Genomic DNA, 2559 nt, shown 5'->3' with positions numbered 1-2559 from the left:
AGGAAAGCGGGGCTGCTGCAAATCAAACACTGGATATTCGCACTTTACGACCGGGCGATCGATTTCATCGTCATTGGCTTGGTGTTTGTGATGCTTGTGTTGCTCCTGCTGTCCTTCTTTGACGTTCTTGTGAACCTCAAGGCGATCGTCGAGACGTTGATCGGCCACGCCGATGTCGAGTCCGGTTTCAGGACACTGATCGGCAACGTGCTGGACGTGTTCGTCGTGATGGAGTTGTTCAACACCTTCATGGGCTACGCGCGAACGAGGCACGTCAGACTTTCAGCGCTGCTTGATGTGACCATTGTGTTTGCCTTGCGCGAAATGTTGATCAAGCTATACGACAAACAGGTTCCGATTGAGATGTTACTCACGCTGGCCGGCATCATTCTTGCGCTGGTCATAGCTCGGACGTTGACATCGCGTTATTCACCAGCCCGGAACGGAAAACATATGGCTTCCGGTGACGTGTTTGAGTGACAGCTTCGGGTCGCGGCCTGTCTTGCGGCCACGACGCGCCCGGATGAGAGTGCGTTCAAGCTGTTAAAACCTGAGAGGCATGCGTACCTACTGGGTCAGGTAATTCTGGAGTGCCGTGGGGGATACCTGGGATGTTGAAGTCATCGGGCGAGGCCGGCCCCCACCGTGACATCGATGCGCCACAACTTCACAGGATCGCGAAGAACTCATCTTGTACGCGGAGGCATGCGGACTCACCCCGTTGGAGTCGACGCGTCGAGCCGATAATTGCACTGCAGCTGAGTGCACATTCTTCAATTTAGCGCCCATTGAAAAAAGTAAAGCCCGGCTCAGGGCTGAACCGCCTCGGCCGCGGACGGGCTACGTGCCGTCCGCCTTGTCCAGGTGATATCGGAACACCTCTTCGAGGCAGGGTCGCGTGTCATTGCCAGGCGGGCTTTTCTCGAAGCGGATCGATGCCTGGGGGCCGGTCAGCTCCAGGGTGGCGATCTGGTTGTCGAACCAGGGCTTGTCGTGACACAAGTGCCAGTCCACGCCCGCCGGCTTGACGCCAGCCAGGCGTGCAATGGCCTTGGCGAGTGCCCCGATCACACCGGACCAGCCGGCGCGCATGATGCGCCGGTCGCGTGGACCCAGCGGATTGCGAAATGGGGAACACACCGCCTGATAGACCGCGCTGTGACCGGGCGACTGCGGGAATCCGGCCTGCGCCAGATAGACATGGTGAACATCGCCGGACAGCACCGTAAGCGTATGGGGTGCGCGACCACGCTCGCCTGCAGCGACCGACCCGATCAGTCTGACGATCCGCCGGAACGACGTCTGGAAGGCGCTCCAGTGCTCCAGGTCCAGAGCGCGGCGCATGCGCTCGCCCTTGCCTGCGAACCAGTGCCCCCAGGCGCCGGCGCAGATCGCTTCGTTCCAGGCCTCCAGGTAATGGATGCCGTGCCCGAGCAGCACCGGCAGCGATGTGCCGAGCAGCAGGTGCTCGAAATCGCCACTCAGGTGCGACTCGATCCATTTCCACTCCTTCTCGTCGAGCATGTCGCGCCGGCCCGGCCCGAGCATGCGTCCCGCCCGCGAATCCACCACGACCAGGCGCACATCGCCGAAGTCGCGGTGGAAACTCCAACGATAGCTGTCCGGCGACCGGTCCGCCTTGAAGGCGAACGCGCGTAACTGCTGGCCGAAGTCGTCGGCCTGCACACCGTCATTGTCCCTGGATGCGTGCACAAGCTTGAACATTTCGTCTTCGTGCAACTCCTTGGGCGACAGGTTGCCCAGGTGCTGGTAGATCCAGTAGGACATGAACCCGGCCACGATGCGCTTGTCCCACCACTTCGTGGCGCGCATCTCCTGCACCCATGCATGCGAGATGTTCCAGTCGTCGTTGACGTCGTGGTCGTCGAAGATCATCGCGCTGGGAACCGTCGACAGCAGCCAGCGGATGTCCGGCTGTCCCCAGGAGTCGCGATACAGCCGGGTGTATTCCTCGAAATCGGCCACGCCCTCGCCGGGCGGCTGGCTGATATCGCGCCGCGAGCGGATGAAGTCGAGCAGTTCAGGGGAAACCTCGTCGGCATAGACCTGATCGCCGATCATCAGCAACGCATGTGGCCAATCCTGCGGCAACTCGGCACGCATGCGGAAGGCCAGCGCACGCAGGGTATCGACCTCGAAGCCCTGCGTGCCCACCTCGGCATGGGTCAACGTGTACGGCGGATGGTGCGGCATCGCCACCCGGCAGGAGCCGAACGCGATCCGCAACGGCGTTTCGGCGTCGAAGGTCTGGATGACGCTCGGCGGATAGGGTGAATCCGGCTCGGGCCATGCCGGTACGCCATTGATCCGGACGGTGTATTCGTGCCGGGTCGCCGGTGCCAGGTCGGACATGTACACCATGGCGTAGTGGTGGCCCTCGACCTCGAAGGTCGGCGCGCTGTGGCCGAGGATTTCAACCTCACAGGCGCCGTCGATCTCGACCCAGACCGTCGCTTCGGTCTCTCCGACGTAACGCAGCATCGGCCCCAGGATCAGCGTCGGCATCGCCGATGCTGCCCGTTTGTCGATCAACGCGGC

Annotated in this window: 2 protein-coding genes; one reads left to right on the top strand and one right to left on the bottom strand. The window is 61.9% G+C overall.

What is annotated here, in order from left to right; translation table 11 throughout:
• On the top strand, window positions 1-480 hold a 480-nt coding region (locus PF446_RS03830; RefSeq protein WP_298069915.1), incomplete at its 5' end, for a phosphate-starvation-inducible PsiE family protein.
• Window positions 481-840: 360 nt separating this feature from the next.
• Here PF446_RS03830 and PF446_RS03825 read toward each other — a convergent pair.
• A partial coding sequence (locus tag PF446_RS03825) for an alkaline phosphatase D family protein (protein WP_298069912.1) occupies window positions 841-2559 on the bottom strand: 1719 nt, incomplete at its 5' end.

The sequence above is a fragment of the Oleiagrimonas sp. genome (assembly GCF_027858935.1).
Taxonomy (GTDB): domain Bacteria; phylum Pseudomonadota; class Gammaproteobacteria; order Xanthomonadales; family Rhodanobacteraceae; genus Oleiagrimonas.
This window is presented reverse-complemented; position numbering and strand designations above follow the sequence as displayed.